The sequence below is a fragment of the Streptomyces sp. NBC_01267 genome, from assembly GCF_036241575.1.
Taxonomy (GTDB): Bacteria; Actinomycetota; Actinomycetes; order Streptomycetales; family Streptomycetaceae; genus Streptomyces.
The window spans coordinates 7,767,045-7,774,828 of record NZ_CP108455.1 but is presented as its reverse complement, the minus strand read 5'-3'; the positions used below and the strand labels follow the sequence as shown (position 1 = coordinate 7,774,828).

Genomic DNA, 7,784 nt, shown 5'->3' with positions numbered 1-7,784 from the left:
CGGGGTCTCCTTGCTCAGTGATCGTCGCGGTCTCGGTGGCCGTCGTGCTCAGCGAGCTTCTTCGCCACGAAGGCATCGATGGCCTCCAGCGAAGAGAAGATGTTCTTCAGGAATTCCTCGTCCGTCAGCTGAAGCGAGAAATCCCTTTCAAGAGCGCTCAGGAGCTGAATGTATCCGAAAGAATCCATCACCCCCGCCTTGAAAAGATCGGTCTCAGCGGTCAGTTCACCGTCGAACTCCACGAGGAACTGGTCCTCGATGAGCCTCTGTATGTGCTGCTTCCTGTCCATGTCTCACACCCCGCTCTTACTGAGGGCGTTCCGGGCGCCGGCCTTCGCAATGCTGTTCACCATACGGAGAAGGGAGTTGCCACCTATCTCCTCGTACTCAAGACCGGGATCGAGGGCAAGGAGGTACCGGACACTGTCGACCCATCGCACCGGCTCCACGAGCTGTCTGCTCAGCATCTCCGGTATCGCACCCCGCTCGTAAGGCCGCCCCGTCACATTGGAGATCACGGTCGTTCTGGGCTCCGCGAACGTGAACTCCCGGAGGAAACTTTCGAATTCGGAGCGGACAGGCTGCATATGGCGGGAGTGGAAGGCGGCGCTGACCCGCAGCGAGGCGAAGCGGATGCCCCGCGCCTTCAGGGAGGCGTGGGCGGCACGCAGTGCGCTGTCGCTGCCGGCGATCACGACCTGGGCGTCGGTGTTGTAGGCCGCCACGTCCACCCCCTCGACGCCGTCCTCCCGCAACACGTCCAGCAGGCGCGGAGCGGGGGTGTTCATGACCGCGCTCATCCCGCCGCCCGACGCCGCCGCCATGAGTTCGCCGCGCTTCTTGACGAGCCGCAGACCTGTCTCGAAGTCGAAGACCCCGGCCGCCAGGAGCGCGTTGTACTCCCCCAGACTGTGCCCGAGGCAGTAGTCGGCAAGCGCGCCCTCGCGGCGCTCACGCTCGAAAGTGGACAACGCGTTGACGGTGAACAGGGCCGGCTGTGTGCACTCCGTCCGCGAGAGCACGTCGTCCTGATTGTCACGGCAGCGGGATACGAGGTCGTACCCCAGGAGGTCGCAGGCGAATCGCGTCATGCCCGGATAGCGGCCGAAAACATCTGCACCCATCCCCCGGAACTGCGCTCCTTGCCCAGGGAAGAAAATCGCGAACACCGTGATGCCTCCATGGTCTGCGCCGGTGGTTGGCCCACGCCACGCGGCGATGTCGGTTCCGCACATGCTGTGTCACCCCCCTTGCGGTCCACTGGCCGGAATACTGATGACTCGACTCGATCTCTTGTCCGGATCCTTGCCTGTCGGCTGCCGTTCGCTTGCCGGTTCCATCGGCATACAAAGAGAAGCGCATTGCCAATTCCGTGATCGTTTATTGGCCATTCATCAGCCGAATCACCTGACAGAACACCCATTGTTCTAGGATCAATTCGCCGGAGAAGTCTCCAGCGTGAGAACGAATGGGGCCGAAGATGTCTGCACGTCAGGCTCAGAGCGCACCACTGCCTCAACCGTCGGCCGTCCACTCCGGACCGGCGCTGCAGGTCCTGGGGCCCATGTCGGCCCAGTACGGAGGGCACGACGTCCCACTCGGCCCGCCACGTCGCAGGGCGCTGCTCGCCCTCCTGCTGATCAGGCTGGGCCGGGTCGTCCCCACCACCGTGCTCGTCGAGGAGTTGTGGCGGGAAGAACCGCCCCGACGGGCCGTCGCCACCCTGCAGAGCCATATCTCCCACCTGCGCCGGGCACTGGCGCCCGCGGCCGGCCCCGACCGGTCGGCGGTCCTCCGTTACCGGGCCCCCGGGTACGTCCTCGATCTGCCTCCGGAGCAGGTGGACGTCCACCAGTTCGAGCAACTCTTCTCCGCAGGACGCCGTTTCCTCGCCCGCCAGGATCCCGTTGCCGCCCGCGACCGGCTCACCCGGGCGCTCGAACTGTGGCGCGGCTCCCCGTATGCGGAGTTTGTCACTCACCAGCCGCTCGCCGACGAGAGCACCCGGCTGGAACAGGTCCGGCTCACCGCACTGGAGGCCTCCGCTGAGGCCGGTCTCGTCCTGGGCAGGACCGCGGAGGTGGTCACGGAACTGGAACGCGAGGTGCGTCAACACCCCTCCCGGGAGCGCCTGGTGGGCCATCTGATGACCGCGCTGTTCCGGTCGGGCCGTCAGGCCGAGGCGCTGGAGGTGTACGAATGGACCCGCAGCTATCTGGTCGAGGAGTACGGCGTGGACACGACGGCCGAACTCCAGCGGCTGCACACCGCTCTGCTCCGTCAGGAACTCGGTGAGCAGCGGTCACACACCGTGCTGAGTGACGATTTGCTGACCAGGGCCACCGAATTCCCCAGGCCCGTCCGGACCGTGCTGTCCGGCGGAGCGGAGCGGGTGGCAGAGGCGTCTCCCGTGGCCGGGAAGACCGCCATGCGCAGTGTGGGGAAGCCGCAGGAGCCGGGCCGTACGGCACCGGCCACGTCCATGGCCCCCGGGATCCCGCCCTTCGAACCCGTGCTGCCCCCGCCGTTGACAGGCCGGGAGCGGGAGTTGCGGCGCCTGGTCGCCGCGACAGCCGGTGCGGCGACGGGTCGTGGACGTCTTGCCTGCGTGTTCGGCTCGTCCGGGCTGGGCAAGTCCCATCTCATGATGGAGCTCGTCCAGCGCCTCCAGAGTATCGACGAGGGCATCGAGACGATCCGGAGCAGCTGCTTCTCCGGTGAGGGAGTCCCGCCGTACTGGCTGTGGACCCAGGTGCTGCGCCGGCTCTCGGCGGCGCGCCCCGACGCCTTCGAGGCCGCTGCAGCGCCGTTCGGCTCACTGCTCGCCTCTCTGCTGCCCGGACCGCAGGCCGGGACGGGTGCCAGGAGCGGCCTGGACCCCGACGGCTCGCAGAGCCCCTTCCGCACGCACGACGCGCTCTGCGAAGTACTGCTCGCGCTGGCCGCGCAGCGTCCGCTGGTGCTGCTGCTGGAGGACGTGCACTGGGCGGATGCCGTCTCCCTGGATCTGCTCCGGCTGCTGGCCGCCCGCCGCCAGGGGCATCCCCTCAGCATCGTGCTGACGGGCTGGGACCTGGAGGCCTGGCCCGATGCCTCGCGGTTCCGGGTGATGACCGAGATACTCAAGGGCCCGGACGCAGAGATCCTGCGGCTCGCCGGTCTGGCCCGCACGGACGTCGCCACGCTGGTCGACGCGCACGCGGGACCGGGCGTCGACGAGCGGGTCATCGACGCACTGCACCGCCAGAGCACGGGCAGTCCGTACTTCGTCCTGCAGATGCTCTCCCTTCTCTGCGACGCCAGGGACCTGCGCGAGCCCGGCGCCACGGACGAAATCCTCACCCTGATAGTGACGTGCACGCGCAAGGTACTGCGCCAGGAGTTCGCCATGCTGCCGGAACCGCTCCTGCGGCTCCTCCGGCTGTGCGCGGTCGTCGCACCCGATATCGACCTGGATACGGTCTGCCGTGCTACCGGCTGCAATTCGGCCATCGCCATCGTGGAGTCGGCCATCCGGTACGGCCTGCTCGCCCCTGACCGGCAGCGCGCCGGACGGCTCCGCCTCGTCCCTCTGCAGGCTCAGGAGGTACTCATCGGCGAGCTGAAGGACGAGGAGCGCCAACGACTGCACGCCCGGTACGCCGATGCCCTGTCCCCGCACGGCCAGGTCGGCAGCGATCCGGAGGACATCGATCGTGTCGCTCACCACGCCTGGCTCGCCAGGGACGTCATGCCCGCGGAGCGGGTGCTGCCCTGGCTTCTGCGCGCGGCCGAGAACGCGGAACTGCGCCTGGCCTCCGAGGACCGCGAGATGTGGCTGCGCCGCGCGGTCGGCACGGCCGGTTCACTGCCCGACGGCACGACCGCCCGCGATCTGGAGCAGCGGCTCCACCTGGAGCTGGGCCATGTGCTGGGCCAGGTACGCGGATTCGGTGACGTGGAGGCAGAGGAGGAGATCGCCCGGGGACACGCCCCGCGTACGACGCCTCATACGCCGGACGACCCGGCGGTCCTGTCGATGCTGGCCATGTCGCTTCTCGTCCGCGGCTGTTACGACGAGTCACGGCAGCTGTCCGGCCTGCTGAGGAACATCGCGGAGCGTACCGACGGCCCGACGGCCCGGCTCGGCGCGGCGTACGGCGAGGGTATGACGCTGTTCGTCCACGGGCACCTGCCCGATGCGCTCGAAGAACTGGAACGCGGCGCGGAACTGGCGGAGCGCCTCGCCTGTGAGGGCCGATTACCGGACGCGATCTACCGGTCCGACCCACGTGTCTACTTCCGCTGCTACTGCGTCTTCGCCCGCTGGTTGCTGAACGACCGCGCGGCGGCGGCGGAACAGCGCCGGCGCCTGCTGCGGCTGACGAGGTACGACAGCAGGCCGTGGGACCGGGCGCAGGCTCTCTACGTCGACGCGGTCGTGGCCGCTTGGGAAGGCGACGTGGAGACAGCGCTGACGTCCGGGACCGAGGGCGTCGGGCTGGCCGCCGAGCACGGGCTGTACTACTGGAAGGCGATGCTCCATCTGCCGCTGGGCTGGGCCCTCACGTACACCGGCCACCTGGAGGGGATCTCCGACATGCGCAACTCGCTGGCCGAACTGCGGCGGTCCAGAACGAACATACGTCTTCCGCTGCATCTGGGGCTGCTGGCCCAGGCCCAGCACCACGCCGGACAGCGGGAGGACGCCGTGGACACCCTGCGCACCATGGTCGCGGTGGTCGAGCACCGGCGCGAGTACGTGTACCTCAACTCCGCGCTGCCTGCCACGCACCTGCTGCACGAGCTTCTGGGCCCGGAGCCGGCAGAACCGGTACTGCCGGACTGAGCGGTGCTCCGCGCCACTGCCCGGTCCGGCTCGAAGAGGAGCCCGGCCGCGGGCCCGCTGCACCACTCGGAGAGGCAGCCGCCCGCTGCGGCCCGGCCAGTCGGCCACCCCGCCGGCCGGATCGAGTACGCGCGTCCCCACGGAGGCCCGAGCGCCGGCTACGCGTCGCGCCTCTGCAGCAGCAGGCCGCCGGCCAGCAGCGCGGCCGTGGCCCACGCGGCGAGCACGCCCAGGCCGTCCCACGGGCCGATGGGCATACCGGGCAGATCTACGGTGGCCTGGACCGCGAGTCCGGCGGTCATGGGCGCGATACACGGTCACGGTGACCATCAGCCGTCTGCGCCGCAAACTTGGCGACCCTCCGGTCATCGCCACCACACCCGGCGTGGGGTATCGGATCATCGACCCGGCTGCCCCACCCGGCTGAGCGGCTAACGGTCACTTGCCGAATCGCCGTTCACGGTTCGCGTACGAGCGAAGTGCGCGCAGGAAGTCCACATGGCGGAACGCCGGCCAGAAGCAGTCCACCCAGTGCATCTCGGCGTACGCGGACTGCCAGAGCAGGAAACCGGACAGCCGCTGTTCCCCGGAGGTTCGGATGATGAAGTCGGTGTGGTCGGCCGTTGGCGAGTACAGATGCCTGGAGATGTCCTCGATCTCGAACCGTTCGACCAGCTCGGCAGGGTCCCCACCGGCAGCGATGTGTTCCTCGAAGGCGCTCTTCACCGCATCGACGATCTCCCGTCGGCCGCCGTAACCGACCGCGACATCCACCTTGAGTCCGCCGCGCCCCACAGTCGCGGCGGTGGCCTCCTTGAGTACTCGGGCACTTTCACCAGGAAGCATGTCGAGCGAGCCGATCACCTGGACCTCCCAGGGACGACCTGCGGCCGTGATGTCCCGGACGGTCTCTTCGATGATCTCCAACAGCGGGCCGAGTTGTTCGGCAGGGCGCCCGAGGTTGTCGTCGGAAAGCATGAAGAGGGTCACGTGCTCGATTCCGTCGGCAGTGCACCACCCCAGGAACTCGGTCGTCTTGGCGCCGCCCGCCCGGTACCCCTCCCGCACGTCCGCGTGGCCCGCCTTCCGAGCCCAGCGCCGATTGCCGTCGAGCATGATTCCGACGTGCTGCGGGCGTGGCAGCCCAGCCAGAGTGGCGGCCAGTCGGCGCTCGTACACCGCCTCTATCGGCCGTCGGAGAAATAGCGGGAGCAGCCTCATGAACGATCTCCATCGCGTTGTGGTTACGCTCCGCGGACCTTACCAGGGGCTCTTCGGTGAGGTCCGCGAGCATCCTGAACAGCACTGCCACACGAGATACTTGGCCAGGAGAAAGCGCTGCGGTGGGCCTGTTCCGCAGGGAGATACATCAGTTCGGGGAAGAAGCCGACGACTCGGGGAAGTGCCGGACGTTCCGGGCCCGGGAGCACTCAGAACTGGCGAATCGTCAGGAAAGTGCCTCGGTCCGCGTGTTCGCACCCGCCCGCACGTTCTGCCGCGAATCCCTCGCCCCAGCTCCCGGCTTCGGCAGCGCGAGAGCGAGGAAGAGCGCAATCACCGAGGCTCCGCAGGCGATGAGGAAGGCGATCCGCATGCCCCCGTCGCTGTAGAAGTCGTAACCCCCCTCCACGGCCGCGATATGCCCGTTCAGTACGGCGAAGGCGACAGCCGGCAGAAGGGCGGCCAGGGTGCTCTGGAACACCTGGACCATGCTCGACATCGACGCCTGGAGCTCGGAGGGCACCGCATCGATGACGAGGTTCGGTGCGGCGGCGTACGAGACTCCGAGGCCGAGCCCCTCGATCAGTGCCCACACCATCAAGGGCCCCTGGGCGTCGTGCCGGAGAGCGGTGAGCGCGGTGCCCACGACCAGCAGGGCATGACCGGTGATCATCAGGTTGCGCGGAGCGGTCCTGCGCATGGCCCGCCCCACGAGATACCCGCCGACCACGGCTCCGGCCGCGACCGGCACCTGGAACAGGGCGTACCCCTTGGCATCGACACCGAAGCCGTACCCCAGGCCGAGGGCGAGCGGCGACATGCACATCGTCGGCAGCAAAGCATTGAACACACCGGTGTTCGCCGACGCCAGACCGGCGGTGAGCGCGGTGAGGACCATCGGCCGACGCTTGAAGAATCGGATATCGATGAGCGGGTTCCGGCTGCGGAGGGCGGAGACGATCCACACACCGATCAGCACCGCTCCACCCACCAGGACCCAGACTGTCGGTGCCGCACCCCATCCCCATTCGGGGCCGAAGCTGACGCCGATCAGCAGACACGCCAGGCCCGCGCCGAGCTGCAACGCACCGAGGAGATCCAGCCGGGAGCGGTTGCGTACGGGACTCTCGTCCGTGGTCAGCGCCAGCGGCGCGAGCAGCACGGCGGGCACGAGGGCGAAGAACCAGAACACGCCGCGGAAACCCCAGTTGCCCATCAGCCAGCCGGTGATCCAGGGCGCGGGGATGTTGATGAGGCCCATCCCCGCCGTCATGAGTGAGACCGCCATCGGCAGGATCCTGGACGGATACACGTCACGCATCAGGGAGTACCCGAGGAAGGTGCAGGGCACGAGCAGCCCCTGCAGCGCCCGGCCGGCGATGACGACCCCGAAGTTCGGCGCCAGCGCCGTCAGCAACGCCCCGAGTGTGGCTCCGGCGACGGCGAGCACCAGCACCAGGCGCTTGCCGTACGTGTCGGCGAGCTTCCCGGCGATCGGACTGACCACCGCGCCGACCAGGAGGAACGCGGTGAGCAGCCAAGCGCTCTGGTGGGTCGCGTAGTGCGCGCTGATCTCTGACCGCGCCGTCGACGTCATCTGGTAGTTGGCGGCTATGAGCTCCTGGACGCCGACGATCGAGGCGAAGGAGAGAACGAGGCGGGGCGTCCAGCCACCACCGGTTACTGGAGGACGTGCGGCGCCATTCTTCACCATGCGGACGGTTCCTCTCGAACG

6 protein-coding genes and 1 pseudogene are annotated in these 7,784 nt (G+C 68.3%); 2 read left to right on the top strand and 5 right to left on the bottom strand.

The window, feature by feature from the left end:
* Positions 1-14: 14 nt before the first annotated feature.
* Positions 15-290: an acyl carrier protein gene (locus tag OG709_RS34640; protein ID WP_250301410.1), complete on the bottom strand. Its 276-nt coding sequence runs from the start codon at positions 288-290 to the stop codon at positions 15-17.
* A gap of 3 nt (positions 291-293) precedes the next feature.
* Entirely contained in the window at positions 294-1,169 is an 876-nt protein-coding gene (locus OG709_RS34635; protein ID WP_329168964.1) for an ACP S-malonyltransferase, read from the bottom strand.
* A gap of 395 nt (positions 1,170-1,564) precedes the next feature.
* On the opposite strand from OG709_RS34635, the gene OG709_RS34630 reads away from it, so the two are divergent.
* Positions 1,565-4,828 carry a BTAD domain-containing putative transcriptional regulator gene (locus tag OG709_RS34630; protein WP_329168962.1) on the top strand — a complete coding sequence of 1,088 codons (3,264 nt, stop codon included), beginning with the start codon at positions 1,565-1,567 and terminating at the stop codon, positions 4,826-4,828.
* 158 nt (positions 4,829-4,986) lie between these two features.
* On the opposite strand, the gene OG709_RS34625 is transcribed toward OG709_RS34630, so the two are convergent.
* A complete protein-coding gene (locus tag OG709_RS34625; protein ID WP_266645295.1) occupies positions 4,987-5,130 on the bottom strand; it encodes a hypothetical protein in 144 nt (47 codons plus the stop codon).
* A 14-nt stretch (positions 5,131-5,144) separates the two neighbouring features.
* Here OG709_RS34625 and OG709_RS34620 point away from each other — a divergent pair.
* Positions 5,145-5,255, top strand: a pseudogene (locus OG709_RS34620) (winged helix-turn-helix domain-containing protein); the annotation flags it as partial.
* An 11-nt stretch (positions 5,256-5,266) separates the two neighbouring features.
* Here OG709_RS34620 and OG709_RS34615 read toward each other — a convergent pair.
* A complete protein-coding gene (locus OG709_RS34615) occupies positions 5,267-6,049 on the bottom strand; it encodes an isoprenyl transferase (RefSeq protein WP_250301413.1) in 783 nt (260 codons plus the stop codon).
* Between the two features lie 226 nt (positions 6,050-6,275).
* The gene (locus OG709_RS34610) at positions 6,276-7,763 is read right to left on the bottom strand and encodes an MFS transporter (protein WP_329168960.1); all 1,488 of its coding nucleotides are present in this window, start codon (positions 7,761-7,763) and stop codon (positions 6,276-6,278) included.
* Positions 7,764-7,784: the final 21 nt, after the last annotated feature.